This is a genomic window from Actinokineospora iranica, assembly GCF_900101685.1.
Taxonomy (GTDB): Bacteria; Actinomycetota; Actinomycetes; order Mycobacteriales; family Pseudonocardiaceae; genus Actinokineospora; species Actinokineospora iranica.
The window spans coordinates 831,508-858,338 of record NZ_FMZZ01000001.1 but is presented as its reverse complement, the minus strand read 5'-3'; the positions used below and the strand labels follow the sequence as shown (position 1 = coordinate 858,338).

The 26,831-nt window shown below is 71.7% G+C and carries 22 protein-coding genes; 11 read left to right on the top strand and 11 right to left on the bottom strand.

Annotation, left to right across the window (positions count from 1 at the left end; all coding sequences use genetic code 11):
* Window positions 1–486 precede the first annotated feature (486 nt).
* The 7 genes from gltB to tesB all read left to right on the top strand — a co-directional run bounded on the left by gltB (window position 487) and on the right by tesB (window position 11,873).
* On the top strand, window positions 487–5,082 hold the full coding sequence (gene gltB / locus BLS56_RS03925; RefSeq protein ID WP_091448189.1) for a glutamate synthase large subunit: 4,596 nt from the start codon (window positions 487–489) through the stop codon (window positions 5,080–5,082).
* Window positions 5,083–5,174: 92 nt separating this feature from the next.
* Window positions 5,175–6,695, top strand: a complete 1,521-nt coding sequence (locus tag BLS56_RS03920; protein WP_091448188.1) for a glutamate synthase subunit beta — start codon at window positions 5,175–5,177, stop codon at window positions 6,693–6,695.
* A gap of 258 nt (window positions 6,696–6,953) precedes the next feature.
* Entirely contained in the window at window positions 6,954–7,871 is a 918-nt protein-coding gene (locus tag BLS56_RS03915) for a trypsin-like serine peptidase (protein ID WP_175482648.1), read from the top strand.
* Between the two features lie 63 nt (window positions 7,872–7,934).
* On the top strand, window positions 7,935–8,717 hold the full coding sequence (locus BLS56_RS03910) for an aminotransferase class IV (protein ID WP_091448187.1): 783 nt from the start codon (window positions 7,935–7,937) through the stop codon (window positions 8,715–8,717).
* Complete coding sequence (locus BLS56_RS03905; protein ID WP_091448185.1) at window positions 8,714–9,379, top strand: DUF2461 domain-containing protein; 666 nt, start codon at window positions 8,714–8,716, stop codon at window positions 9,377–9,379. The genes BLS56_RS03910 and BLS56_RS03905 overlap by 4 nt, the downstream gene beginning before the upstream one ends.
* 97 nt (window positions 9,380–9,476) lie before the next feature.
* Window positions 9,477–10,901 (top strand): pyruvate kinase, encoded by a 1,425-nt coding sequence (gene pyk, locus BLS56_RS03900; RefSeq protein ID WP_091448184.1) that lies wholly within the window; start codon window positions 9,477–9,479, stop codon window positions 10,899–10,901.
* A 36-nt stretch (window positions 10,902–10,937) separates the two neighbouring features.
* Entirely contained in the window at window positions 10,938–11,873 is a 936-nt protein-coding gene (tesB, locus tag BLS56_RS03895) for an acyl-CoA thioesterase II (RefSeq protein WP_091448182.1), read from the top strand.
* A 112-nt stretch (window positions 11,874–11,985) separates the two neighbouring features.
* On the opposite strand, the gene BLS56_RS03890 is transcribed toward tesB, so the two are convergent.
* Entirely contained in the window at window positions 11,986–12,285 is a 300-nt protein-coding gene (locus tag BLS56_RS03890; RefSeq protein ID WP_091448180.1) for a hypothetical protein, read from the bottom strand.
* Window positions 12,286–12,668: 383 nt separating this feature from the next.
* Here BLS56_RS03890 and BLS56_RS03885 point away from each other — a divergent pair, with 383 nt between their 5' ends.
* Together BLS56_RS03885 and BLS56_RS03880 are read left to right on the top strand one after the other, a co-directional pair.
* The gene (locus BLS56_RS03885) at window positions 12,669–13,562 is read left to right on the top strand and encodes a helix-turn-helix domain-containing protein (RefSeq protein WP_091448785.1); all 894 of its coding nucleotides are present in this window, start codon (window positions 12,669–12,671) and stop codon (window positions 13,560–13,562) included.
* Window positions 13,549–13,755 carry a DUF397 domain-containing protein gene (locus BLS56_RS03880; RefSeq protein ID WP_228771329.1) on the top strand — a complete coding sequence of 69 codons (207 nt, stop codon included), beginning with the start codon at window positions 13,549–13,551 and terminating at the stop codon, window positions 13,753–13,755. Before BLS56_RS03885 ends, BLS56_RS03880 begins: the two co-directional genes overlap by 14 nt.
* Before the next feature lie 109 nt (window positions 13,756–13,864).
* Here BLS56_RS03880 and BLS56_RS03875 read toward each other — a convergent pair whose 3' ends face one another.
* The 4 genes from BLS56_RS03875 to BLS56_RS03860 all read right to left on the bottom strand — a co-directional run bounded on the left by BLS56_RS03875 (window position 13,865) and on the right by BLS56_RS03860 (window position 19,104).
* Window positions 13,865–15,478 carry a succinic semialdehyde dehydrogenase gene (locus BLS56_RS03875; protein ID WP_091448177.1) on the bottom strand — a complete coding sequence of 538 codons (1,614 nt, stop codon included), beginning with the start codon at window positions 15,476–15,478 and terminating at the stop codon, window positions 13,865–13,867.
* 106 nt (window positions 15,479–15,584) lie between these two features.
* Complete coding sequence (locus BLS56_RS03870) at window positions 15,585–16,667, bottom strand: GNAT family N-acetyltransferase (protein WP_091448174.1); 1,083 nt, start codon at window positions 16,665–16,667, stop codon at window positions 15,585–15,587.
* A 304-nt stretch (window positions 16,668–16,971) separates the two neighbouring features.
* Complete coding sequence (locus BLS56_RS03865; protein ID WP_091448173.1) at window positions 16,972–18,477, bottom strand: glycosyltransferase family 39 protein; 1,506 nt, start codon at window positions 18,475–18,477, stop codon at window positions 16,972–16,974.
* 171 nt (window positions 18,478–18,648) lie between these two features.
* Window positions 18,649–19,104, bottom strand: coding sequence for a Pvc16 family protein (locus tag BLS56_RS03860; RefSeq protein ID WP_091448171.1), 456 nt, complete (start codon window positions 19,102–19,104; stop codon window positions 18,649–18,651).
* A 161-nt stretch (window positions 19,105–19,265) separates the two neighbouring features.
* On the opposite strand from BLS56_RS03860, the gene BLS56_RS03855 reads away from it, so the two are divergent.
* Window positions 19,266–19,829 (top strand): carboxymuconolactone decarboxylase family protein, encoded by a 564-nt coding sequence (locus BLS56_RS03855; RefSeq protein ID WP_091448169.1) that lies wholly within the window; start codon window positions 19,266–19,268, stop codon window positions 19,827–19,829.
* On the opposite strand, the gene BLS56_RS03850 is transcribed toward BLS56_RS03855, so the two are convergent.
* Window positions 19,799–20,251 carry a MarR family winged helix-turn-helix transcriptional regulator gene (locus tag BLS56_RS03850; protein WP_228771328.1) on the bottom strand — a complete coding sequence of 151 codons (453 nt, stop codon included), beginning with the start codon at window positions 20,249–20,251 and terminating at the stop codon, window positions 19,799–19,801. The genes BLS56_RS03855 and BLS56_RS03850 overlap by 31 nt on opposite strands.
* An 81-nt stretch (window positions 20,252–20,332) precedes the next feature.
* On the opposite strand from BLS56_RS03850, the gene BLS56_RS03845 reads away from it, so the two are divergent.
* Window positions 20,333–20,914 carry a pyridoxamine 5'-phosphate oxidase family protein gene (locus BLS56_RS03845; RefSeq protein ID WP_091448167.1) on the top strand — a complete coding sequence of 194 codons (582 nt, stop codon included), beginning with the start codon at window positions 20,333–20,335 and terminating at the stop codon, window positions 20,912–20,914.
* A gap of 33 nt (window positions 20,915–20,947) precedes the next feature.
* On the opposite strand, the gene BLS56_RS03840 is transcribed toward BLS56_RS03845, so the two are convergent.
* From BLS56_RS03840 to BLS56_RS03820, 5 genes are all read right to left on the bottom strand, one after another.
* The gene (locus BLS56_RS03840; protein WP_091448166.1) at window positions 20,948–21,580 is read right to left on the bottom strand and encodes a helix-turn-helix transcriptional regulator; all 633 of its coding nucleotides are present in this window, start codon (window positions 21,578–21,580) and stop codon (window positions 20,948–20,950) included.
* A 127-nt stretch (window positions 21,581–21,707) separates the two neighbouring features.
* Entirely contained in the window at window positions 21,708–22,367 is a 660-nt protein-coding gene (locus tag BLS56_RS03835) for a response regulator (protein ID WP_091448164.1), read from the bottom strand.
* A gap of 118 nt (window positions 22,368–22,485) precedes the next feature.
* A complete protein-coding gene (locus BLS56_RS03830; protein ID WP_139190505.1) occupies window positions 22,486–24,711 on the bottom strand; it encodes an ATP-binding protein in 2,226 nt (741 codons plus the stop codon).
* A 221-nt stretch (window positions 24,712–24,932) separates the two neighbouring features.
* The gene (locus BLS56_RS03825) at window positions 24,933–25,937 is read right to left on the bottom strand and encodes a hypothetical protein (protein WP_139190504.1); all 1,005 of its coding nucleotides are present in this window, start codon (window positions 25,935–25,937) and stop codon (window positions 24,933–24,935) included.
* Window positions 25,938–26,173: 236 nt separating this feature from the next.
* Window positions 26,174–26,788, bottom strand: a complete 615-nt coding sequence (locus tag BLS56_RS03820; protein WP_407640482.1) for a TetR/AcrR family transcriptional regulator — start codon at window positions 26,786–26,788, stop codon at window positions 26,174–26,176.
* Between the last annotated feature and the right edge of the window lie 43 nt (window positions 26,789–26,831).

The window sequence follows — 26,831 nt, the reverse complement described above, 5'->3', positions numbered from 1 at the left end:
GTGGCTCGCGCGCGGCGGCGGGCCCGGTTCGCCCGGGACGCGCCGCCCCTGCGCCGGGGGCGGATGGCGTCGACACCGGCGGCAGGCGACCTGGCTCGGGTCCCGCGCGGGACCACCACAGTTGCGGGACAGCGCCGGGTTCGCACCGGACTTCGCTGCCGTCGTGTGTCGCCGGGGCGGGCCCGGCGCAGTGACGCTAGCACCGCCGCCGCGCGCTTACCTGTGGGTAGGTAGATATTTCCGATATGCTGAGGAGCCAGGAATGATCTCCAAGGCGCGTCTTCGGGCGTGTCACGCCGCGCTACCTCAGTCCCCCCAGCGGCAAGCCCGCAGGTGTACCCCCGGGCCGACAACGGTGTCTTGCTCGTTTCAGGACTGTTAAGCTCGGAACATCCGCGGGCCGCTGCCGTCCCGCGCTTAGCAGCCGGTTTGCCCACCAGCAACGACCGACCTGAGCGCGAGATCGCAGACAGGAGGCCCCCGCTCATGATCTTTTCCGCCCTGCCACGCCCCCAGGGGCTCTACGACCCGGCCGCGGAGCGCGACGCGTGCGGGGTCGCCATGGTCGCCGACATCCGGGGCCGCCGCTCGCACGCGATCGTCACCGACGCGCTCACCGCGCTGGCCAACCTGGAGCACCGGGGCGCAGCGGGGGCCGAGCCGACCAGCGGCGACGGCGCGGGCATCCTCGTGCAGCTGCCCGACGCGCTGCTGCGCGACGAGGTCGATTTCCCGCTGCCTGAACCGGATTCCGAGGGCGCGCACGCCTACGCGACCGGACTGGCGTTCCTGCCCGCCCACCCGGCCGACCGGGAGAAGGCCGTCAACCTCGTCGAGCGGATCGCCGAGGAGGAGGGCCTGCGGGTGCTGGGCTGGCGCGAGGTGCCGGTCGATGTGGACGGTGCCGACATCGGCCCCACCGCGCGCTCGGTCATGCCGCACTTCGCCATGCCGTTCGTCGCGGCCGAGCCGGACGCGCACGGCGGGCGGCCCACCGGGATCGCGCTCGACCGGCTCGCGTTCTGCCTGCGCAAACGGGTCGAGCGCGACAGCGCCGTCGCCGACTGCGGCACCTACTTCCCGTCGCTGTCCTCCCGGACGATGGTCTACAAGGGAATGCTGACCACCGCTCAGGTTCCGGCGTTCTTCCCGGACCTGCGCGACCCTCGGCTGGTGAGCGCCATCGCGCTGGTGCACTCGCGGTTCTCCACGAACACGTTCCCGTCCTGGCCGCTGGCCCACCCGTTCCGCTACGTCGCGCACAACGGCGAGATCAACACCGTGCGCGGCAACCGCAACCGGATGCGCGCCCGTGAGGCGCTGCTGGAGTCCGCGCTGCTGCCCGGCGACCTGGCCAGGCTGTTCCCGATCGTGGACCCGGAGGGCTCGGACTCCGCGTCCTTCGACGAGGTGCTGGAGCTGCTGCACCTCGGTGGCCGGTCGCTGCCGCACGCGGTGCTGATGATGATCCCGGAGGCGTGGGAGAACACTCCCGTCGGTGACGACAGCCAGACCACGGTCACCATGGACCGCGGACTGCGCGCGTTCTACCAGTTCCACGCGAGCCTGATGGAGCCATGGGACGGCCCGGCGTGCGTGAGTTTCACCGACGGTTCCCTGGTCGGCGCGGTGCTCGACCGCAACGGCCTGCGCCCGGCCCGCTGGTGGCGGCTGGCCGACGACCGGGTGGTGCTGGCCAGCGAGACCGGCGTGCTGGACGTGCCGCCGGACCAGGTCGTGGCCAAGGGCCGGTTGCAGCCGGGCCGGATGTTCCTTGTGGACACCGCGGCAGGCCGGATCGTGGACGACCGCGAGGTCAAGGCCGCCCTCGCCGCGGCGCTGCCGTATGAGGAGTGGCTGCACGCCGGGCTGCTCAAGATCGCCGACCTGCCCGACCGCGAGCACGTGGTGCAGACCCACGAGTCGGTGCTGCGCCGCCAACTCACCTTCGGCTACACCGAGGAGGAGCTCAAGGTCCTGCTCACCCCGATGGCCGTCTCCGGGGCCGAGCCGATCGGGTCGATGGGCACCGACACCCCGCCCGCGGCGCTCTCGCAGCGCTCGCGGCTGCTCTACGACTACTTCAAGCAGAACTTCGCCCAGGTCACGAACCCGCCGCTGGACGCGATCCGCGAGGAGATCGTCACCTCGGTGCAGCGGATCATGGGCCCGGAGCAGAACCTGCTCGAGCCGGGACCGGCGTCCTGTCGGCACATCCAGCTGCCGTACCCGGTGATCGACAACGACGAGCTCGCCAAGCTCATCCACGTCAACGACGACGGGGACCTGCCCGGCTTCGCCTGCACTGTCCTTTCCGGACTGTACGAAGCGGACGGCGGCGGCGCGGCGCTCGCCGCCGCGGTGGAGCGGGTGCGCCGGGAGGCGTCCGAGGCGATCGCCGCCGGGGCGCGCACGCTGGTGCTGTCCGACCGCGATTCGGACCACCGGATGGCGCCGATCCCGTCGCTGCTGCTGGTCTCGGCCGTGCACCACCACCTGGTGCGCACCAAGGAGCGGCTGCGGGTCGCGCTGGTCGTGGAGAGCGGCGACGCCCGCGAGGTGCACCACGTGGCGCTGCTGCTGGGCTACGGCGCGGCGGCGGTGAACCCGTACCTGGCGTTCGAGACCATCGAGGACATGATCGCCAGCGGCGCGATCACCGGCGTCGAGCCGCGCGCCGCGGTGCGCAACTACGTGCGCGCGCTGGTCAAGGGCGTGCTCAAGATCATGTCCAAGATGGGCATCTCGACCGTCGGCGCCTACACCGCCGCGCAGGTCTTCGAGTCCTTCGGCCTGGCGAACGACCTGCTGGACGAGTACTTCACCGGCACGACGTCCAAGCTCGGCGGCGTCGGCATCGACGTGCTCGCCGCGGAGGCGGCCGCCCGGCACCGCCGCGCGCATCCGGACAACCCGACCGACCGCGTCCACCGCGGCCTCGACGTCGGCGGCGAGTACGCTTACCGGCGCGAGGGCGAACTGCACCTGTTCAGCCCGGAGACCGTGTTCCTGCTCCAGCACGCCACCCGCACCGGCCGCGAGGCGGTGTACCGGGAGTACACCGCCGAGGTGGAGCGGCTCAACCGGGCGGGCGGCGCGCTGCGCGGCCTGTTCGCGTTCAAGACCGCGGGCAGGCCGCCGGTCCCGATCGACGAGGTCGAGCCGGTCGAGGCGATCCTGACCCGGTTCAACACCGGCGCCATGTCCTACGGCTCGATCTCGGCCGAGGCGCACGAGACGCTGGCGATCGCGATGAACATGATCGGCGGCCGGTCCAACACCGGCGAGGGCGGCGAGGACCCGGGGCGCCTCTACGACGCCCGGCGGCGGTCGGCGATCAAGCAGGTCGCGAGTGGACGGTTCGGGGTCACCAGCGAGTACCTGGTGAACGCCGACGACATCCAGATCAAGATGGCGCAGGGCGCGAAACCCGGCGAGGGCGGGCAGTTGCCGCCGAACAAGGTCTACCCGTGGATCGCCCGCACCCGGCACTCCACCGCGGGCGTCGGGCTGATCTCACCGCCGCCGCACCACGACATCTACTCGATCGAAGACCTCGCCCAGCTCATCCACGATCTCAAGAACGCCAACGAGAACGCCCGCGTCCACGTGAAGCTGGTCAGCGAGACGGGCGTGGGCACGGTCGCGGCGGGCGTGTCCAAGGCGCACGCGGACGTCGTGCTGATCTCCGGGCACGACGGCGGCACCGGCGCGTCGCCGCTGAACTCGCTCAAGCACGCGGGCACGCCGTGGGAGATCGGCCTCGCCGAGACCCAGCAGACCTTGCTGCTCAACGGTTTGCGCGACCGCATCACGGTGCAGGTCGACGGCGGGCTCAAGACCGGGCGGGACGTGATCGTCGCGGCGCTGCTCGGCGCTGAGGAGTACGGCTTCGCGACCGCGCCGCTGATCGTCGCGGGCTGCGTGATGATGCGCGTGTGCCACCTGGACACCTGCCCGGTGGGCGTCGCGACGCAGAATCCGCTGCTGCGCAAGCGATACACCGGCCAAGCCGAGCACATCGTCAACTACTTCCGGTTCGTGGCGCAGGAAGTGCGCGAACACCTTGCCGCACTGGGATTCCGCACCCTGGACGACGCGATCGGGCACGCCGAGCTGCTCGACGTCGACCGCGCCGTCGAGCACTGGAAGGCCCAGGGGCTCGACCTCACCCCGGTGTTCGCCGTCCCGGAGACCCGCTACGGCACCGCCCGCCGCCGGGTCCGCGCGCAGGACCACGGCCTCGCGCACGCGCTGGACCGCACTCTCGTGCAGCTTGCCGAGGCGGCGCTGGAGGACGCGCACCCGGTGCGGATGGAACTGCCGGTGCGCAACGTCAACCGGACCGTCGGCACCCTGCTCGGCTCCGAGGTCACCCGCCGCTTCGGCGGCGACGGGCTGCCCGAGGACACCATCCAGATCCGGCTCACCGGCTCGGCGGGCCAGTCGCTGGGCGCGTTCCTGCCGCGCGGCGTCACCCTGGACCTGGTGGGCGACGCCAACGACTACGTCGGCAAGGGCCTGTCCGGCGGCCGGATCGTGGTCCGCCCGCACCCGGACGCGGTCTTCGCCGCGGAGCGGCAGGTGATCGCGGGCAACGTCATCGCCTACGGCGCGACCGCGGGCGAGGTCTTCCTGCGCGGCCGTGTGGGGGAGCGGTTCGGGGTGCGCAACTCCGGCGCGGTCATCGTCGCCGAGGGCGTGGGCGACCACGCGTTCGAGTACATGACCGGCGGGCGCGCGATCGTCCTCGGCGCGACCGGCCGCAACCTGGCCGCGGGCATGTCCGGCGGCATCGCCTACGTGCTCGACCTCGATCCGCGGCGGGTCAACACCGAGATGGTCGAGTTGCAGCCCCCGGGGCACGACGACCTGCGCTGGCTGCGGGAAACCGTGCGCAGGCACCACGACCTCACCGGCTCGGCGGTGGCCGCGTCGCTGCTGGGCGACTGGCCCCGCCGCTCGGCGGCGTTCACCAAGGTCATGCCGCGCGACTACCAGCGGGTGCTGGCGGCGATGCGGCTCGCCCGGGCCGAAGGCCGCGACGTGGACGAGGCGATCATGGAGGCGTCCCGTGGCTGACCGCTGTGCGACTGCTCCCGCCCCCCACCCCCTTGTCCCCACCCGGCGCCGTCCCCGACCTGTCGGGAAGGCCGCCGGTTCGGAGGTGTCCCGTGGCTGACCCGAATGGCTTCCTCAAGGTCCAGCGCGCCGACGCGCCCAAGCGCCCGGTCGACGACCGGCTCGGCGACTGGCGCGAGGTCTACGCGGACCTCACGCCCGACCAGCGCGAGTCGCAGGTGCGCGAGCAGGCCACCCGCTGCATGGACTGCGGCATCCCGTTCTGCCACTCCGGCTCGGCGGGCTGCCCGCTGGGCAACCTCATCCCGGAGTGGAACGACCTGGTCCGCCGCGGCGACTGGGCGGCGGCCAGCGACCGGCTGCACGCGACGAACAACTTCCCCGAGTTCACCGGCAGGCTGTGCCCGGCCCCGTGCGAGGCGGCCTGCGTGCTGGCGATCGCGCCGGAGTCCGGCGGCGCGGTCGCGATCAAGCGGGTGGAGAACACCATCGCCGACGTGTCCTGGGAGCGCGGGCACGTCGGGCCGGTGCCGTCCGCGGTGTCCACCGGGCGCAAGGTGGCCGTCGTCGGCTCCGGCCCGGCCGGGCTGGCCGCGGCCCAGCAGCTCACCCGCGCGGGCCACGAGGTCACCGTCTACGAGCGTGACGACCGGCTCGGCGGCCTGCTGCGCTACGGCATCCCCGAGTTCAAGATGGAGAAGAAGGTCCTCGACCGGCGGCTGGCCCAGTTGCGCGCCGAGGGAACCAGGTTCGTCACCGGCTGCGAGGTCGGCGGCAGCGCCCCTGGTTCCCTGTCGGTGGCGGCGCTGCGCGCGGAGTACGACGCGGTGGTCCTTGCCGTCGGCGCGCTGCGCGGCCGGGACGCCCCGGACGTCCCCGGGCGCGGCCTGCGGGGGGTCCACCTCGCCATGGAGCACCTGGTCCCGGCCAACCGGGAGTGCGAGGGCGACGGCCCGGCGCAGCTCAGCGCGGCGGGCAAGCACGTGGTCGTCATCGGCGGCGGCGACACCGGCGCGGACTGCTACGGCACGGCCACCCGCCAGGGCGCGGCCAGCGTCACCCAGCTCGACCAGTACCCCCGCCCGCCCGAGACCCGCGACGACGACCGGTCCCCGTGGCCGGTCTGGCCGTGGATCCTGCGCACCTACCCGGCGCACGAAGAGGGCGGTGAGCGCAAGTTCGCGGTGGCCGTGGAGCGCTTCGTCGGCGACGAGGACGGGAACGTGACCTCGGTGCAGGTGCGGGAGGTCAAGGTCCGCAAGGACCCGGCGACCGGCATCCGCGAGGTCGTCCCGGTCGGCGACGAGGTCCAGGTGCTGCCAGCGGACCTGGTCCTGCTGGCCATCGGCTTCGAGGGCGTCGAGCACATGCCCCTGCTCGACTGCCTCGGGCTGACCCTGACCAGGCGCGGCACCCTCTCCTGCGGCCAGGACTGGCAGACCACCGCCCCCGGCGTCTTCGTCTGCGGCGACGCCCACCGCGGCGCCTCCCTGGTCGTCTGGGCCGTCGCCGAGGGCCGCTCGGTCGCCAACGCCGTCGACGCCTACCTCACCGGCGCGTCCGACCTGCCCGCCCCGGTCCACCCGACCGCGCTTCCCTTGGCGGTGCGCTGACCCGCGCCGCTCCCGACCCGACGCCGGTGTTCGCGAAGACGATTCCGCTGCTGTCGTCGGGATTCGCTGACCAGGTCAGGATGAACCCGGCTGTCCTACGCTTTCGCGGGTGGTCACTGAGATCGCGCCTACTCGTCTTTCGCTGCCGCGGTGCTCATTCGACCTGGGCAAGTTCACCCGTACGTCGGACGCTTCCCGCCGAAAAGTGAGCAAATATCAACTCCATCTCCCCGCACGACATCCTCGGAGGTGGAGTCCATGTCCCCGCACCGTGCCGCCCTGATCACCCTCGTCGCGGCGTTATCCGTCCTTGGCCTCACCGTGCCCGCGCACGCCGTCGGCGGTTCGGCCGAGGCGGTTTCCGCCGCCGCGTACTGGACCCCCGAGCGGATGCGCGCGGCCGTCCCGCTCGACCGGATCGCCGTGTCCGCCAAGAAAGTCAGGACTGTCCAGTCATCGGCAGCCACGGCCGCGCCAGTGGTGATCGCCCCGGCCGCCTATCCCAGCGGCGGGGCGGCGTGGACCGGGGGCGGCGCGGTGGTCAAGACCGCGGGCCGGGTCTTCTTCACCTACCAGGGGCGCGACGCCTCCTGCAGCGGCGACGCGGTGACCAGCGCCAACAAGAGCACGGTGCTCACCGCCGGGCACTGCGTGAAGCTCGACGGCGCCTACCACGCCAACTGGGTCTTCGTCCCCGCCTACGACAACGGCGCCGCCCCCCACGGGAAGTGGGCGGCGCGGGCGACGTTCGCCACGCCGCAGTGGGATGCGGGCGAGGACATCGACTACGACATCGGGGCCGCGGTGGTCGGCCCGCTCAACGGGGCGCTGCTCACCGATGTGGTCGGCGGGCAGGGGGTGGCCTTCAACCAGCCGAAGGCGCAGAACATGTACGCCTTCGGCTATCCCGCCGCCGCGCCGTACGACGGCACGAAGCTCATCTACTGCAGCGGCCGCACGTTCAGCGCGTTCCTCAGCAGCGGCGTCGGCATGACCTGCGACATGACCGGCGGGTCCAGCGGCGGCCCGTGGTTCCAGTCGTTCGACGAGGCGACCGGGCTCGGCGTGCAGAACTCGGTCAACAGCTACAAGATCAGCATCCTGCCGTTCTGGATGTTCGGGCCGTACTTCGGCGCCGACGCCCAGAACCTCTACAACACCGCCGCGGCGGCATGAGGGTCCGCCGACGCCGCGTGCCTGCGGGCCGCGGCGTCGGCGGACCATGCGAGACTGCCGCCGATGAGCACGCAGAATGATCTCCAGCCGAACCACCCTCGGCCCGCCCTGGTGAGCTACGGGCACTTCACCGCGCTGCGGGTGGAAGACGGCCGGGCGCGCGGCCTGGCCCGGCACCTCGAACGGCTCGACCGGGACTCGCGGATCGTCTTCGGCCGCGGGATCGATGAGGGCCAGGTGCGCGCGGCGATCCGCGCGGCGGTCGCGGGCGTGGCCGGGCCCGCCGTGGTCAAGGTGACAGTCCATGCGCCCGCCTTCGACCGACGGCGGCCCGAGGCGGACTTGGACACCGAGATCATGGTGACCGCCGAGCCGATGCCGGGGGAGGTCCCGCCGCCGCTGCGCGTGCGCACCGCCGGGTACCAGCGCGACCTGCCGCAGGTGAAGCACGTCGGCACGTTCGGCCTGCTCTACCAGCGCAGACTCGCCCGCCAGGCAGGCTACGACGACGTGCTGTTCGTCGCCCCCGACGGCCAGGTCTCCGAGGGCTGCACCTGGAACGTGTGCTTCCTCGACGGCGACAAGGTCGTCTGGCCGAACTCTCCCGCGCTGCCCGGGGTCGGCATGGCCCTGATCCAGAGCGGCCTGAACCGCGGCGGCATGGCGCACGAGACGCGCCCGGTGCTCGCCGCCGACCTCGCGGGCTTCCGCGCCGCGTTCGCCACCAACGCGCTGACCCCGGTGCGGCCCATCACCCAGATCGACGACGTGAAGTACGAGATCGATGCGGACGCCGCCGCCCGGCTGCTGCGCTGCCACGACCTCACCGCGGGGGAGCGGGTGTGACCGGTTTCCAGGGGTTCGGCGAGTACGCGATCGACTTCTATGACGGCTTGGTCGCGGACAACTCCAAGGCGTACTGGGACGCGAACAAGGCGACCTACGAGACCGACGTCCGCGCCCCCATGCAGGCGCTGTTGGGCGAGCTGGAGAAGGAGTTCGGGGCCGAGTTCGGCCGGGCGAAGGTGTTCCGCCCGTTCCGCGACGTGCGGTTCGCCAAGGACAAGACCCCGTACAAGACGCACTGCGGCGGCGTGATCGAGGCGGGCCGGGGCGGCGGCGCGTACTACGTCGAGGTCGGCCCCGCTGGCCTGCGCGTCGGCGGCGGCTGCTTCCACCTGGCCGCCGACCAGCTCGCCCGGTTCCGGGCCGCGGTCGCCGAGGAGATCCACGGCGATGCGCTGCGCGCGATCCTGGCCAAGCTGGAGCGCTCCGGCTGGGAGATCCTGGGCGACCGGCTGCGCACGGCCCCGCGCGGCTACCCCAAGGACCACCCGCGCATCGATTTGCTCCAGTACCGCTCGGTCTACGCCGTGCGCGTCTGGGAACCGGACGACACCCTGCACGAGCGCGGCTGCCTCACCCGGGTCCGCACCGCGTGGCGGCAGCTTCGGGTGTTCAACGAGTGGAGCCGCGACCACGTTGGTGTGAGCGAGGTCGCGCGGTAGCGGGCAGATTGCCGCTGGCAGAACAATCTGAATCGAATCGGAACTTTCTCGCCGGATGTTCGGGATCGGTACAGCACCCGGGCTATGCTGTTGTCCTGTGAGCCGACGAGCGAAGATCGTTTGCACGATGGGCCCCGCCACCGCCACCCCCGAGCGGGTGCGCGAGCTGGTGGCGGCGGGCATGGACGTGGCGAGGATGAACTTCAGCCACGGCAGTCACGGCGACCACAAGCAGGTCTACGACCTGGTGCGTGCCGCGGGCGATGACGCGGGCCGCGCGGTGGGCATCCTCGCCGACCTGCAGGGCCCGAAGATCCGGCTCGGCACGTTCGCGGGCGGCCCGGTCGAGTGGCGCACCGGCGACGTCGTGCGCATCACCGTCGAGGACGTCGCGGGCACCCACGACCGCGTCTCCACCACCTACAAGGGCCTCGCCGACGACGCCAAGGTGGGCGACCGGCTGCTCGTGGACGACGGCAAGGTCGGCCTCACGGTCGTGGCCGTCGAGGGCCAGGACGTCGTCTGCGAGGTCACCGAGGGCGGCCCGGTCAGCAACAACAAGGGGCTCTCGCTGCCCGGCATGGACGTGTCGGTGCCCGCGCTGTCGGACAAGGACATCGAGGACCTGGAGTTCGCGCTGCACCTGGGCGTGGACTTCATCGCGCTCTCGTTCGTCCGCTCGCCCGCCGACATCGACCTGGTGCACCAGGTGATGGACCGGGTCGGCCGGGGCCGCCTGCCGGTGATCGCCAAGCTGGAGAAGCCCGAGGCGGTCGACAACCTCGAAGCCATCGTGCTGGCCTTCGACGGGGTCATGGTCGCCCGCGGCGACCTGGGCGTCGAGCTTCCGCTTGAGCAGGTCCCGCTGGTGCAGAAGCGCGCGATCCAGATCGCCCGGGAGAACGCCAAGCCGGTCATCGTGGCCACCCAGATGCTCGACTCGATGATCAACAACTCCCGTCCGACCCGCGCGGAGGCCTCCGACGTGGCCAACGCGGTCCTCGACGGCGCGGACGCGCTGATGCTCTCCGGTGAGACGAGCGTCGGCCGCTACGCCATCGAGACCGTGCAGACCATGAGCCGGATCATCGAGGCCGTGGAGAGTGAGACGCCCACCGTGCCGCCGCTGACCCACGTCCCGCGCACCAAGCGCGGCGTGCTGTCGTATGCGGCCCGCGACATCGGCGAGCGGCTCAACGCCAAGGCCCTGGTCGCCTTCACCCAGTCCGGCGACACCGTCAAGCGCCTCGCCCGCCTGCACACCCGGCTGCCGCTGCTGGCGTTCACCCCAGAGCAGGAGGTCCGCAGCCAGCTCGCGCTGACCTGGGGCACCGAGACCTTCCTCGTCCCGGAGGTCGACTCGACCGACGCCATGGTCCGCCAGGTCGACATCTCCATGCTGTCGATCGGCCGCTACCAGCCCGGCGATCTCGTGGTCATCGTCGCGGGCTCTCCGCCGGGGACGGTGGGCTCGACTAACCTCATCCGCGTTCACCGGTTGGGCGAGGAGGACCACGCCTAGGGTCACTCGCGCCGGTGTCGGCGAAAGGACCCCGTGATGACAGAAGCCGCCCGGCTCGCCGCCGAGTCCGGCGTGCCCAGTGACGCCCCCAGGACCGCCGACGGCGTCCCGCACGGGCAGCGGGTCCTGGACCGCCTGGTGGCGCTGCTCGACCTGGAGAAGGTCGAGGAGGACATCTACCGCGGGGTGAGCCCCCGGCACTCGCCGGTGCGGGTGTTCGGCGGCCAGGTGGCCGGTCAGGCCCTGGTCGCCGCGGGGCGCACGGTGCCAGCCGACCGCGGAGTGCACTCGCTGCACGCGTACTTCATCCGCCCCGGCGACCCGAGCGTGCCGATCGTCTACCAGGTCGACCGCATCCGCGACGGCCGCTCGTTCACGACCCGGCGGGTGGTCGCGATCCAGCACGGCAAGGCGATCTTCGCGCTGTCGGCGTCGTTCCAGCTCGCCGAAGAGGGCATCGAGCACGCGGAGGAGATGCCCGACGTCCCCGCCCCGGAGACGCTGCCCACCAACGGTGAGCTGCTGACGCCGGAGCTTCGGGAGAAGTTCGGGCACATCATCGACCGCCCCCGCCCCATCGACATCCGGTACGTGTCGGAGCCGCCGTGGCTGTCGCGGGAGACCGGGCCGAGGGACGCCCGCAACCAGGTCTGGATGCGGGCGGACGGCGTCCTGGCCGACGACCCCCTGCTGCATGTGTGCGTGCTCGCGTACGCCTCCGACATGACCCTGCTCGACGCCGTCCTGGCCCGTCACGGCGTCTACTGGGGCACCGACAAGGTGATGGGCGCGAGCCTGGACCACGCGATGTGGTTCCACCGCCCGTTCCGGGCCGACGAGTGGGTGCTCTACGACTGCGCGTCGCCGAGCGCGTCGGGCGGGCGGGGGCTGGCGACCGGCCGGTTCTTCAGCCAGGACGGGAAACTGGTCGCCACCGTCGTCCAGGAGGGCTTGCTGCGCCTGCACGAGTGAGCGGCGGGGGAGAGACCGGGACCGGCAGGACCGAAACCGTCGGGGGAGGTTCCGGTCCTGCCGGGGGTTCGGGGCGCGCGGGAGGGGTGGTGTCGACGAGCGCCCCGAAGTGTCAGCCGGGCAGATGCTCCCGGTACGCGGTGTCCTGGGTGGTCAGCAGGCACAGGTGGGCGGTCAGGTAGGCCCGGCAGGGCGCGGGGGCGCGGGTGAACAGCCGGGTGCGGCATGAGGGGCACCGGCCGCTCTCGTCCGGGTGGTGTTCGTCGAGCAGCGCCTGCAGGGCGGCCACGACGCGGGGCAGTTCGCGGCGGGCGACGCGGGCGTTGTCGTGGTCGTCCTGGGCCCGGTTGCTGATGTCGGCCAGGTAGCCCTGCAACGAGGCCTCCATGTGTCCGAAGATCGACCCGCTCACCCGAAGGCCTCCTGCGCTTGGTGTGGCTGTGAATGACTCAAGTGGACTGACGAATCGGCCGATGTTCCTTGGTGTGACGGCTTGTTCGCTTGGCTGGGCCGCGCTGCCCTCCCCGTCCGATTCGCCGATCTGGCACCCTGCTGATCTGCACACTGCATCCTGCGAACCGCTATCTGCAAGTTGCACCACCCGTTCGTGTGACAAAGATGCTCCAACTGGTTAACCGGTTAACGACAGGGGCCAGAACGAGTCCAAAGCTCCCTTGTGCTCGGGAAGATCAGCATCGACACTTGCCAGCGGCGCGGACTCGCGCCGACCCCGGTGGTCGGACGACGCACCGATTCGACCAGCGGGAATCGGCCAGCAGGAACGAGGTGACAGACGTGGCGCGGGGACCCAGCCCCACGGTACGCAGGCGCAGGCTCGCTAGCGAGTTGAGGCGATTCCGGGAGGCCGCGGACCTGACGATCGATGAGGTCGGCGAGAAACTCGAGTGCTCGGCATCGAAGATCAGCCGGATCGAGACCGGGCACGTCGGGGTCACCCCGCGCGACGTCCGCGACATGCTGGAGTTGTACGGCATCGAGGAGGACAAGCGCGAGGCGCTGGTGCAACTCGCGCGCGAGGCACGCCAGAAAGGGTGGTGGCACGCCTACAACGAGGTCTTCACCGGGTCTTTCGTCGGCCTGGAGGCGGACGCCTCGTCGCTGCACACCCATCAGGCGTTGTTGGTCCCCGGGCTCTTGCAGACCGAGGACTACACCCGAGCGGTCATCCGGGCCATCAGGCCAGATGCCGAAGAGGCCGAGATCGATAAGCGGGTCAAGGGCAGGCTGGCACGCCAGCGTTTACTCACCGACCCCAACCCGCCCGAGTACTGGGCGGTGCTCGACGAGGCCGTGTTGCACCGCGTCACCGGCGGACCCGAGGTCATGCACGCGCAACTGACCCGGCTCGTCGAGGCGGCGGCCATGCCCAACGTGATTCTCCAAGTGGTCCCGTTCGGGGCCGGAGCGCACGCGGGCATGGAGGCTCCGTTCCTGATCCTGGGATTCCCGGAACAGGCGGATCCAGATGTCGTCTATGTCGAGAACACCACATCGGGCGTATATCTGGAGCAGCCGTCCGATGTCCGTCGGTATACGTTGATGTTCGACCATTTGCGTGCGGCGGCGTTGAAACCCGATGACACCGTCGACATGGTCCGGCGGGCGGCAGATCGGCTGGCCCGCCATTCCGGTGAAAATACGAGAGGAGTCGGGCGTGACCGTTTCTGACCTGGCAGGCGCTGAATGGCGCAAGAGCAGCCGCAGCGGTGCAGGTAATGACTGTGTGGAGCTCGTGGTCGGCAGAAGCGGCGCAGCGGTGCGGGACTCCAAGAACGCGGAGTTCGGGCACCTGGCGTTCGCGGACATCGAATGGGACGCCTTTGTCGGCGCCGTGAAGGGCGACCTGCTCAGCGCCAACTGAGGTAACCGGGCGGGCGCGCCCCGGCCGCGGTGGTCGACACCGCGGCCGGAGAGCCTGATTCGATGGCGGGGCCACGGCCGGCCGTGGCCCCGTACCCTGCCTTAGCCGGTCACCGGGGAAGGCGCTTGAGTGCTTTCAGCCCGATCGTGAGGCCTGCCGCCCATGCTTTCGTGGGAATGGGCTTGGCCGGGCGTAGCGGAATCACCCGCTGGGCGGCGATGGTCTGCGCCTCGGTGTACTTGAGCAACCCTTCCGCGCCATTGCGGCGGCCCACTCCGGATTCGCCCATTCCGCCCATCTGGGCGTCCAGGCTGCCGAACGCGGCGCCGTAGCCGTCGTTGACGTTCACCGTTCCGGCGTGAATCCGGGCGGCCACCCGCTCACCCGTCTTGCGGTTGCGGGTCCAGACGCTGGCGTTGAGCCCGTAGCGGGTGTCGTTGGCCCGCGCGATGGCCTCGTCCTCGTCGGTGTAGCCGTAGACGGACACGACCGGGCCGAAGGTCTCCTCGGCGAACAGGATCATGCCCTCGCGCACGTCGGTCAGGATGGTCGGCTCGAAGAACAGCGGGCCGAGATCCGGCCGTGCCTTGCCGCCCGCGAGCAGCGTCGCGCCCTTGGCGGTGGCGTCCACGACGTGCCGGGAGATCGTCTCCAACTGGTCGGTCGAGGTCAGCGACCCCATCTCGACGTTGTAGTCCAGGCCCGCGCCCAGCTTGAGGGCCTTGGTGCGGGCCACGAACGCCCGGGTGAACGCCGTCCGGATGCTCTCGTGGACGTAGATCCGCTCCACGGACACGCACAGTTGGCCCGCGGACGAGAAGCACGCGGTGACCGCGCCCGCCGCGGCCTTGTCGATGTCGGCGTCCGGCAGGACGATCATCGGGTTCTTGCCGCCAAGCTCCATCGAGTAGCTGGTCAGCAGCGCCGCGGCGCGGGCGGCGAGGCCCTTGCCGGTCTCGGTGGACCCGGTGAAGCCGAGGTAGTCGGCCTCCTCGATCAGCGCGGTGCCGATCTTGGAGCCGCGGCCGAGCACGATCTGCCACACATCGGAGGGCAGCCCGGCCTCCTCGGCGAGCTCGTTGATCCACAGCGCGCTGAGCGCGGTCTGGTTGTCCGGCTTCTGCACGAGCGCGTTGCCCGCGATCAGCGCCGGGATGGCGTCCATGCCGGTCAGCGCCAGCGGGTAGTTCCACGGCGAGATCATCGAGACCACGCCCTTGGGGTGGCGCACCTCGGTGGTCCGGGTGAACACCGGGAACGCGCCTGCCCGGCGCTTGGGCGCGAGCAGCCGGGCGGCCTTGCGGCCGTAGTAGGCGGCGGTGATCGCGGTGACGGCGATCTCGTCGTAGGCGTCGAGGCGGGACTTGCCGGTCTCGACCTGCATGATGTCGAGCGCTTCCGCCTGCCGCTCCAGGATCAGGTCGTGCAGCCGCAGGAACACCTGGGCCCGCTCGGCCACCGGGAGCGCGGCCCACGCAGCCTGGGCCGTGCGCGCCCTGGCGAAGGCCCGCCGGACGTCGGCGTCGCCGATCTGCGGCAGCGTGGTGATCGGCTTCCCGGTGAACGGCGCGTTCATCTGCACCGTGGTCGGGGACTCGCCCTCTGCGGCGCGGGAGACCAGCTGGGCTGCCCGCGCCGCGGTCGGCGCGCCGGAGACCGCGCCGATCGTGGCGCTGGGTGTGGCGGGGCTGGCCGTCGTGGTCGCTGTCGCGGCGGTGGTCATGGGCGCGCTCCTTCGCTCGGCACTGAGCACCCATGTTACTTCTCAGTAGATAGCCGCGTGCCAGTGGCCGCCGTCACGTGCCGCTGGCTTGGCCCTGACGCGGGGGTCAGGAGGCGGAAACCGGGGCAGCCGCCTGCTGCCGCGCGCCCACGGTGAGCGCGACCCGCAGCATGTTGTCCTCGCGGCGCACCGCGACCGGCAGGCCGGAGGACGTGGCCGCCCGCTCGAAGCCGACCTCCGAGGGCAGGCACCAGGCGATCATCCGCTGGTGCCCGGCCCCGCGGGCGATGGCGCCCAGCCGGGAGATCATGGCCTGGCCGACGCCCCGGCGCTGCCAGGAGTCCTCGACCAGCACCGAGATCTCCGCCTCGGCCGGGTCGTTGGTGCGGATGAGCTGCGCCATGCCGATCACTTCGGTTCCGCACAGCGCGAGCAGCGTGGTCCCGCGCGGCGGCTGCAGCAACCGGTGCAGCCAGCGCCGGGGCAGCGTGCGCAGCCCGGCGTGGTAGCGGGCGAACAGCGTCTGGGCCGAGCAGCGGGCGTGCAGGTCGGCCACCGCGTCCGCGTCGGCGGGCGTGCCGCCGCGCAACACGATGCCCGCGCCGTCGCCGGTGATGACCGCGGATGGGGTGGCCGCCGCGACCTCGCCCGCCGTCAGCACCTCGCCGAACGCGGCGACCCGGGCAAGTTCCACCTCGGTGAACGGCGCCCAGCCCCGGCGCGCCACGAGCGCGGTCCCGTCGCCCAGCGTCAGCACCGCGCGGTGCCCGCCCTCGTCCGGCGCCGACCCGGCACCCGGGTCGGCCACGGTCACCGAGTCCGCGCCGAGCAGCGACCGCACGGACTCCGCGGTGGCCGACGGGTCGCGCAGGGCCGCTCCGGCCGCGCGCAGCGCCGCGGTCGTGCGGTCCACCAGGTGCCGCAGGTCCGCGCGGGTGATCCCGACGCAGCGGCCGCCCTCGGCGCGGATCTCGTCGATCAGCTGGGCGGGCTGCACCCCCGGCGGGGTGTGCACCACGATCTCGTCCACGACGCCGCCGGGCACCGGCAGCACCGACAGGCTCAAGACGTTGCAGTCCCGGGCGGCGAGACGGGTGGTGACCCTGGCCAGCGCTCCCGGGCGGTCGTCGAGTCGCACCCGAAGCCGCCAGGTGGTGGGCGTGCCGGGGGTGGTCGCGGTCGTGTCCATGCCCCCAGGTTCCCCGCGCACTGTTGCCTGTTGGGGGCCCACGTGTTTCCACTGTGTGAGCAGTGGATGTTGCCCGGGAACCCCGCCGCCCGACCCAGGGGCGGGGCGTCGCCGCGGCACCGGCTGACCGACGCGCCGGTGGCGGCCGCCCCGGCCGGCTCTCTCGGTGTCCCCGGTGTCTCCGGTGTTCTTGACGCCCCCGCCGACTCCGACAACGTTCCGGTTCCAGTCTCCGCGCTCAGGCAGCACGGGCCCACGTTACCGCCTGGCGATCACCGCCCGGTCGGCGATCAGCGCCGGGTCATCAGGGTCGCCGGGTCATCAGGGTCAGGGTGAATCCGGGGACGCGGCTCACCTCGGCGGTCTCGAAATCGCCGGTCACCGCAGCCACTTTCGCGGGGCTGGGTGGGGGAGCGAACAGGCGTGGATTCGCGGCGAACCAGTCTCGCCGCTCCCCGAGACCGACCACCCAGACGCGGTTCGTTCCCCGCAGCCGGTCCGCGTAGTCGGTGGTGTCGCTGGCGAACAGGCTGGCGTTGTCGACCGCGGACTTCGCCAGGAAGACGTCCCGGGGCGCGGGTTCGCCACGCAGGTAGTAGGCGATCGCGGTGTCGGTGAACCAGAAGTTCGGCCGGTCGGGGTAGACGATCGCGTCCCCTGGGCGGAACCCGGTCCGGATGCGCTCCGCCAACTGGGTGTAGGCCGCGTGCTGGCCGGGATACTCGGAGAACATGTTCGGGTAGGGGTAGAACGCGTGGTCGTGGGAGTCGGGCGAGCGCGCGGCGGCCTGGTCGGCGAAACCGGCCGCGGCGACGGCGGCCAGCGCCGTGGCCCACACCGCGGGCCTGCGGGCCGCGGCGAGGGTGATGCCCGCCGCGACCGCCGCCACCGGCAGCAGAAACACGAAGTAGCGGGGGAAATAGAAGGACTTGCCCGCCTGCGACGCGACCCAGAGGACGACCAGCGGCAGGACGAACATGCCGAGCGCGAGCGCCGCCTCCTGCCGCCGCTTGGCCACCACAACCGCCAGCACCGCCAGACCCAGCACGATCCACGCGACCCAGGCGGACCGGAACGTCTGCGGCCACACCGCGCTGTCCGGCGGGAACGGGTACGTGAAGCCGAGCAGCGTCGCCAGGTCGGGGCGGGGTAGCAAATCGGTCACCACCTGCGGCTGGCCGAGGCTGGTCACGGCCAGGGGAGCCAGCGGAACCAGCGCGGCGGCGAACGCGACCGCGAAGCGCAAGACCCGGTTGTCCCGGTGCCGCCGCCACCGGACGAACACCAGTGCCGCGTGCCCGGCCACGAGCGTCAGCGCGGTCACCTGGCTCGCGCCGAGCGCGGTCATGCCTGCGCCGTAGCCCGCCCAGCGGCCCCAGGCCGGGTCGTCCACGGCGCGCAGCAGCAGCCACGTCGACAGCGCGACGAACAGCATGGCGAACGCGTACGGCCGCGCTTCCTGCGCCATCCGCGAGACCATCGGGATCAGCGCGAAGACGGTGCCCGCGCAGAACCCGGCCGGTCGGCCGAACCACCGCGACCCGATCAGGGCCACTAGGGCGGTCGCGCCCGCCGCTGCCAGGACGGACGGCGCCCGCAGGGCCGCCGCGGAGTCGCCGAAGATCCCGATCCAGAAGTGCGTGAACAGGTAGTACGGGAAGTAGAAGGCGTCGATGTTGCCCGCCATCGCGAACAGGTCGGCCACCGGTCTGGTCGCGGCGTTCCAGGTCGCGAGTTCGTCGCGCCACAGTTCGACCCGGACCAGGCCGACGCAGCCGAGCGCGAGCGTCACGGCGGCGGGGACGAGCACGGCGCCGAGCCGGAGCCAGGTCGGCGTGCTGTCCGCCGGTTCAGCCTCGACCGGCAGCGGTGAATCGGCAGAAATCGGGCACCCCCAGGTGTCGGCGACTCGCTTCGGATCGGCGAGCCGGTCCGCTCCCGAATGTACCCGCGCGCCCTCTGCCGGGGGCTGATTGTGTCCTTAGTGGACCATTCGATCGTCAGGTGGGTAGGCGGCGCTGACGGTGACCACGAACGCGGCCCGCGCGGGCATTCCCAGGTTGCTCCACAGGTCGCCGGGATCGTGGTCGGACACCGAGAGGAACACCGGCTCCCCGGTCTCGGCGAGCGAGCCCGCCAAACAGTCCGCGGGCAGTGTGGTGGCGAAGATCACCGTGCGCAGCGCCCGGTCGAGCAGCAGGTGCTCATCGACCACCTTGCCCGCGTGTGCTGTGACCAAATAGGACAGACGGCAGCGGTGTGCGGCCGGGCGTTTTTCCGGCCCGGAGCCGCGGAGTCCGAACAGGAACAGGTCGATGACGTTCGATGGCCGCTCGGTTTGCCAGGTCGGCTTCGGTGGGTCCAGCCGCACGGCGGTTCCCTCGGGCAGGGAGCGGCCCAGCAGCAGGCGCAGCGCGTCATCCACTTCGGTGATCATCGGAACAGTGTCGAGTGGCGCCGACGGGGGCGCACCGGTCCGCCGCCCGTTCTATCGGCGCGCAGGCGTCGCCCGAAGGGGCAGCGATATAGTCAAGCTGCTTGACCATCTCGCGTGGTGTCGCTACCTTGGGGGCACACTGACCACGGGGGAGAGATGCCATGACATTCGCGGGCCACACCATCGAAACCGCGCCAGAGCAAGCGAAACCGCTCATCGCGGGCGTGCGGCGCAAGCTCGGCTTCGTCCCGGAGCCGGTGGCCAGGATGGCCGAGTCGCCTGAGTTGCTGGGCGCCTTTCTCGACAACGCCGCCGTTTTCGACCGGACCACGCTGAGCCCGGTGGAGCGCGAGGTCGTCATCATGACGCTGGCCACCCGCGTGCGCTGCCACTACTGCGTGGCGATGCACTCGTCCATTTTGGACAAGCGGTCCGCGTCCGCCGATCTGATCGACGGTCTGCGCGAGGGGAGGCCGCTGGCCGACGTCCGCCTCGAAGCCTTGCGCCGCTTCACGAAGGCGGTCATCGAGACCGGCGGCGACACGGACACCGCGGCGTTCCTCGCCGCGGGCTTCACCAGGCGCAACGCGCTGGAGGTCGTCCTGGGCATCGGCGCCTACACGATGTCGACATTCGCGAACCGCCTCACCGGCGCGCCGCTCGACGCCCAGTTCGAGGAACACCGGTGGGACGGCTACCAGACCGGGCGCAGCGCGACCGGCTGACCGCCCGCGCCGTCGGCGATCAGGCGCGCCAGGTCGTCGCGGAGCAGGTCGAGCCGGTCGGCGCCGATCAGGTCGGCCCACCGGCTCTCCATGGCCGCCCACAGCTCCACCACCCGCTGGACGCAGGCCCACCCGCGCGGCGTCAGCGCGATCACCCGGCTGCGCCGGTCGGTCGGGTGTGGCCCGCGCTCGACGTAGCCGCGCCGCTGGAGCTCGTCCACCAACTGTACCGCTGCCTGTTTGGTCACCCCGAGGTGCTGCCCCAGGTCCACCGCGGTGGCCGCCGGGTGCAGCGAGAGGTACTGGAACGCGAACCCGTGCGCGGGCCGCACGTCGGCGAATCCCTGCGCCGCCAGGGATTCGTGCACCTGGTCCATGATCACCCGAAAGGCCATGGCCAGGAGCGCGGGCGTGTCCGCCACGGTTCCCCCTCGGTTCTGCGGTCAAGTCCCTTTACCTTATTTCGCGCGCCGATCCCGGCGCCACCGGGCCATACTGGCCGCATGGGCAAGACCTACGAACGCCTCGACGGCAGGCTCCGCGGGTTCATCGAGCGGCAGCCGCTGTTCTTCGTGGCCACCGCCCCGCTCGCCGGGGACGGCACGGTCAACCTCTCGCCGAAGGGGCGGGCCGGGTCGCTGGCCGTCCTCGACGAGCGGACCGTCGCCTATCTCGACTTCGGCGGCAGCGGCGCGGAAACCGTGGCGCACCTGCGGGAGAACGGCCGCATCACGCTCATGTGGTGCGCCTTCGACGGCCCGCCCGCCATCGTCCGCGTGCACGGCCGAGGCGAGCCGGTCTTCCGCGATGACCCGCGCTGGCCCGAGCTGATCCCGCGCTTCGCCGACGGCCAGGCCCCGGCGATCCGCGCCGTCATCGTGGTCACCGTCGAGCGGATCAGCGACACCTGCGGCTTCGCCGTCCCGCTCCTGGCCTACCAGGGCGAGCGCACCCTGCACGCCGACTACTTCGGCCGCAAGACCGACGAGGAGTTCGCCGCGTACTGCGCGGCCAAGCCGCACGTCGGCGCCAGCCTCGACGGCCTGCCCGCCCTCCCGCTTCCACTGCCCCCGCGCAGCGCTTAGCCCGCCCTACCGGGTGTCCTATTGGGACATCGGTCAGATCAGCCCTTCCCGCAAGGCGTAAGCCACCGCGTGCGAGCGGTTGCGGAGCTGGAACCGGTTGGTCACGTCGTGCAGGATGCTCTTGACGGTCCGCTGGGAGTAGCAGAGCTGGTCGGCTATCTCCTTTGTGGACAGACCGGACGCGACCAGCCGCAGCACCTCGGTCTCCCGGTTCGTGATGCCCGCCAGGTGCAGGCCGCGCGGCTCCAACACGTGCCGCTGCAACCGCGACACCCGGTTGAGCAGCCGCCCGAGCAGGTCCGGGGGCAGCGCGCCCTCCCCGGCGGACGCCGCCTTGACCAACCGCACCAGCACGTCCGGCGTCGTCTCCGACCGGCGCGCCACCGCGCACACGCCGCCCTCCACCGCGGTCATGATCTCGGTGTCCTCCAACTCGCCCGCCACCAGCACCACCCGGGCGAACCCGCGGCACTGCACCGCCTTGAGCAGCTGCCCGGCCCGCTCGTCGAACCGGTCGGCCACCACCAGCGCGACCGCGTCCGGCGTGGCGTCCTCATTCTCGATCAGCCACACCTCCGGCCGGGTGCGCAGCGCCATGTGCACCCCGTTCCGCAAAATCGGGTCCGTCGCCCGCACGATCACCGGTGTCCGACTCTGTTGTGCCATCGCTGTTTTCCTCTCGCCCCTGCACTGGTCCCCGGCCTGGTGCCACGGTGCCCGAAAGCGCGTCCCGAGCGCATGGGACCGGTGTCCCGTCATTGCCCGAGAGGGCGGCCATCGCCGCCCCTAGGCGCTAGCCCGCGTCGCCGAGCCCCGCCCGGCGCGCCCGGACGATCGCCTGGGCGCGGTCGGCCACGTGCAGCTTGGTGAAGATGCTCGACACGTGGTTGCGCACGGTCTTGGGACTCAGCGAGAGCCGGTTCGCGATCATCGGGTTGCTCACCCCGTCGGCGATCAGCGCCAGCACCTCCCGCTCGCGCGTGGTGAGTTCCGGGAACACCGGCGCGACCTCCCGCGGCCGCGGGGCGGTGAAGAACCCCAGCACCCGGGTGGCGATGTCCGGGCCGAAAATCGCCTCCCCGCGCCCGACCGCGTGCACCGCGCGCACGATCTCGTCCTGCCCCGACCCCTTCAGCAGGTATCCGCGCGCGCCGACGCGCATCGCCGCGAACACCGACTCGCTGTCGTTGAACATGGTCAGCACCAGCACCCCGGTCTGGGTCCGCTCGCCCACGATCGCGCGCGCCGCGTCGATCCCGGTCATGTCCGGCAGGTGCACGTCCATCACCACGACGTCGGGGGCCAGCGCCCGCGCCGCCGCGATCGCCTCCCGCCCGGTGGCCGCCTCGCCGACGAGTTCCACCGTCGGCTCCCCAGCCAGGACCGTGCACAGCCCGAACCGGAACAGCGGATGGTCGTCCACGACCAGCACTCTCGGGTGGTCGTGGCTCATCCGGCCACCGCACGCGGTCGGTGGCTCCACCGGGGAAGGCACTGTCTCCATGATCTGCTCCCACACTCACTCGTTCCGCGGCCCCGCGTGCGCTCTGCGTCGATGATTCGGTTGTCCCTCATAGGCACTCCTTCGGCAGCGGCAGGGTCGCCGACACCCGGGTCCCACCGTCGGCCTCGGCCTCGACGAGGCAGTCCCCGCCCAACTCGGCGGCCCGCTCGCGCATGGACGCCAGGCCCACCCCGCCGACCGTCCGGCGCGGCAGCCCCACCCCGTCGTCGACGACCTCGATGTGCAGGTCGTCGTCCACCCACAACCGGACCGCGCACGCGGTTGCCCGCGCGTGCCTGGTGACGTTGGTCAACGCCTCGCAGACAATCCGGTAGGCCGCGACATCGATTGACGCTGGAAGCCTCGGCAGAACCGTCGGCACTTCGAGCATGAACGTGACACCCTCGTCCGTCCCGTCCGGCCGCGCGGTGCGGCTGGCGAGCGCGCCCGCGTACTCCCGGATGGCCGGGACGAGCCCGATCTGGTCGAGCACCGGGGGCCGCAGACCGTGCGCGAGCCGCCGGATCTCGGTGATCGCGGTCTGCAACTCGTCGCGCAGCCGGGCCAGCAGCAACCCGGTCGCGCTGCCCGCGTCGACACCGCGCCTGCTCGCGTCCAAGCCGAGCGCGATCGCGGCCAGCGTCGGCCCGACGCCGTCGTGCAACTCGTGCAAAATGCGCCTGCGCTCCTCTTCCCTGGCCCGGACCAGCCGGTCGCGGCTGCGCCGCAGCTCCCGGGTGAGCCGCACGGTGTGCACCGCGGTGCCCGCGTGCCGCGCGACCTCGGCCAGCGCGGCCCGGTCGCGGCGGCGCAGCACCGCGCGCCCGCCGATGACCAGGGTGCCGACCCGCTCACCCTGGAACGTCAGCGGGAGGCGGTGGGTGTCCGCGGACGGCGTCCCCGTGCTCGCCGCGATCTCGCCGTGCCCCTTCACCTGGATCTCGATCGCCACGTACGGCAGCCGCAGCGCCGCGGCCACCGTCTCCACGATTCCCGGCAGCATCGCCTCCGGCGCGTGCGTGTTCTCCAGCCGCGAGGCCAGCGCGGACACCACCCGGTACGGGTCGTCGGCGTCCCCGAAGAAGCGCTTGTTCACCAGCTCCTGCAGCCGGTCCCGCAGCGGCTGCGCCAACGCCGCCACCCCGGCGGCGGCCACCGCCTGCTGCCACAGCGGATCGATCGGCGGGAACAGCAGCGACAGCCCGGCCACCGCCGCGACATAGGTCGCGACCACGCCGGCGCTCAGCGCGCCGTAGATCAGCGATCGGCTGATCACCACCTCGATGTCGAGCGCCCGGTGCCGCAGGATCGCCGCGGCCACCGCCACCGGCACCGGCAGGAACGCCAGCGCGTGGTAGCTCTCGGGCAGCAGGGGAGCCCCGGTCAGCCTGGTCGGCAGCGCCCAGACCGCCAGGTACACCGTGGCCCCCACGCCCAGCGCCGCCGCCAGCCACCGCAGCCGCCGCCGGGCCGTCGGATCGGCCGAGCGCCGGTACTTGCCGATCAGCACCGCGAGGATCACCAGCGGGTAGACGAACAGCGCGGGCACGGCGGGGGAGCCCAGCACCGCCAGCCTCTCCACCGGGTCGTTCAGCCACACCGCCCGCAGGCACCACAGCCCGTACAGCAGCGGCGCGCCGAGGTAGGCCAGCGCCACCCACCGCCGGTGCCCGCGCGCGTCGGACACCGCGGGAAAGGCCAGCGCGAAGTGCAGCATCGCCGACCACAGCAGCGCGAACGCGGCCTCACCCGCGAACCACCGCCAGAACTGGCCGCCCGCGACCAGGTCCAGCGCCTCCAGCGGGAAGAACGTCGCCCCGGTCGTCGTGACGGCGGTGATCCCGGCCGACAGCAGCGCCGCCCGCGCGGCGGGCTCGGTGGGGCGGAACCAGAAGATCACTATCGAAGTGCCGGTGAGCAGCCCGATCACCAGCAGCGTCGGCCAGCCCTGCGCGAGCTTTCCGAACAGCGGGTAAGCCCGTGCGGTCACGGTCACCTCGACGACCTCGCCGCCGCGCAGCACCCGGTAGACGAGGTCGTCGCCCACTTCGACCCGTTCGGTGCCGTTGATGGCGAGGACTTCGTCGCCGGTTCGCAGCGGACTGCCCGGCTCATGCGCGATCACGATCACCGCGGCCGGAGAGACGGCGCTGTCGCCGACGTTGACGGTCGTGCCGTCGCTCGGCGCCAGCGCCCGCGACAACAGACACCACCCGGCTACCCCGAGAAGTGCGAGCGTGAGCAGCAGGTACGCCGCGGACAGGCGCCGCGCGTCCGCCGAGGCACCGGACACCACCGGATCATCCCTCAGCGCGGGGGGCAAACCCAGGGGTATCGCCTGGTCGCCGACGCTGCGGACCCTCTAATGGGCTAGTGCTGTCTCACTGCGGGAAGTGGCCGCGGGCTGGGTTCGCTGACACGGAGTAGCAAGGGTGCTCTTGTGGCTGATTCGTGGGGACTGCTCGATGGGGTGGAGTGGTGGGTGCTGGTATGGATGTCTTCGGGCCGGGAGTGTCAGGACTTCGGGACCAGTTGGGTGCGGTCGGGGTCGCCATCGGTCGTGGTGGCGGGCTCTTCAGCGGCGGGGCTCTCCAACCGTCGGCTGACCTCGGTGACCTCAGGGACCTCGCCGGACTCGCCGGACTCCCCGGACTGCTTGCCGTTCGCCGGTTCTTCCTTGGTCGCTGTGCTGGTTGTGCTTGAAGATTCTTGGGCGTCGGTGTTCTCGGGCTTGCCGCTCGCGTCGGTGTTGGGTGTTGCCGTGCTGCTCACAGCGGACGATCCATTTCCGACTCCGGCCGCGACCACCGGTGGTGGGTTGTTCGGCGCGGGGGTGGCTGTCGGGAGTGGCCATGCGGTGTTCGCGGGGTAAGCGGTCGGATGGAAAGTGGGGGCCATGGGGGCGCGGAAGCCCATCGGCGGGGTGGCGGGTTCCACGCGGCGGTGCCTGCGCCAGATCCAGGTCGCCGCTGTGGCCGCGAAGGCGAGGACGGCGGCGATGATCACCAGGGTCAGGCCTGTCTCCGTGCGCACCGTCGTGCTGGTGCCCTCGAATGCCGGGCCGTGCAGGACCAGGTCGATGAAGCCGATCAGGTTGATTCCCAGTGCCGCGACGCTGCCCGCGAGCACCCCCGCGCCCAAGCCGCCGACTACCCGGATCACCGTCACCAGGCGGGGGTGAGCGCGCAGGGTCGCGACCAGCGCGAGCAGGCCCGCGACCGCGAGCAGGCCCGCGCCCACCGCCACCGGGATGCCGCTGTAGTCCGACAGCGGCCGCAGGAACGCGCCGAGATCCGCCGGGTCGGTGGTGGTGGTCGTCCACAGTGTCTGGTCGATCTCGAGTGGTTCGCCACCCTCCGGCGCGGGCATCGTCAGGTGGAAGGCCGGGCCGAACGATCCGGCCATGGCGAGCGCCGCCGCGCCCAGAAGGCCGACCGCTCCGGCCAAGCCGGACCACCACACCGGGGGTCGCGGGGGAGCCGGGTATCCGGCGGGAACAGGCGCGAAGGGGGGAGTCACGCGGTGCATCTTGGCAGTTCGCCGGGCATCGCCCCACTCGGCAGGAAAGTTAGCGAACGCGAACGTCACGTTCGGGTTCCGACGCCCTCATCTATGGGTGTGGCGGCCGACCCGAGCGAGGGCCGGGTCGGCTGTCGCCGAGCCGGGCACGCGCTTTCCGGTCCTGCGGCCTGGCGCGGGCCCGCAGGAGCGAAGGCCGCCTCCGCGACTGTCGCGGAGGCGGCCTTCGTGGACGGTCACCGGTTCGGCATGTACCGCTGCAGAATCGTGGCCTTCCACTCGTCCAGCAGGCGCCCGCGGCGCTCGGCGCCGCCGCCGATCATCGCGTCCAGCGCCAGACCGCGCACCAGGTTCACGCTCAGCAGGAGCATGGTCTCGATCTCGGTCTCCGACAGGTCCACCCCCGCCGACTCCCGGTAGAGCTCCAGGGTCGCGTGTCCCAGCGCCCGGTCCACCGGTTGCAGCGTCTCCCGCAACTCCGGGTCGGTCCGCGCGGCCACCCACAGCTCTACCGCCGCGGTGGACAGCGTCCCCGAGTACGCCTCCCACAACAGGTCGATGCCCTTGGTCACCCGTTCGCGGCCGGGCGGCAGCGCCGCCGAGGCCGAGGTGACCTCTCCGATCAGCCGGGCGAACAGGTGCTCCAGGGCCGCGGTCATCAGTTCGGCCTTGGTGGTGAAGTGGTGCTGCTGCGCGCCCCGGGAGACGCCCGCCCGCGCGCAGATCTCCTGCACGGTGGTCCGCCCGTAGCCCAGTTCGACCAGGCAGTCGATGGTGGCGTCGAGCAGCGCTTCGCGAGTCTGCTCGCTGCGCTCCTGCTGTGTGCGATGCCTGCGCACCGTCGGCGACACCACGATGACCTCCCCGGGGACCGAGTCTGCTGGCACTTTACGG